This window comes from Catenulispora pinisilvae (assembly GCF_015356865.1).
Lineage (GTDB): Bacteria > Actinomycetota > Actinomycetes > Streptomycetales > Catenulisporaceae > Catenulispora > Catenulispora pinisilvae.
Window position 1 is genome coordinate 1 of sequence record NZ_JAAFZA010000656.1, and the last position, 268, is coordinate 268.

Here is a 268-nt window from a genome sequence, read left to right on the forward strand (position 1 = left end):
GGTAGTCCTGAAGGATCCGGCCCTCGTCATGCGGGTCCACATCGAAACCCAGCAGCAGACTGCGAAGGTCCTCCCGGCCCTGCGCCACGCGAGCCCGGATCGGGACCTCGACCGGGGCGGCGGGCAGGTCCAGCTCGACGGCCTCGGACGACGGCTGCGCGGTGCCAGACGTGCCAGACGTGTCGCCTTCGGAGTCCTCGTCCTCGACGATCTGCTCCAGCCGCATCAGCGGAGCGCCAGTCTCCACCTGGCTGCCGACAGTGACCGC

General features: G+C 70.1%; 1 protein-coding gene. It reads right to left on the bottom strand.

All coding sequences use genetic code 11. The annotated features are described in order from the left end of the window. On the bottom strand, positions 1–268 hold a 268-nt coding region (locus tag IZR01_RS54975), incomplete at both ends, for a hypothetical protein (protein WP_369125537.1).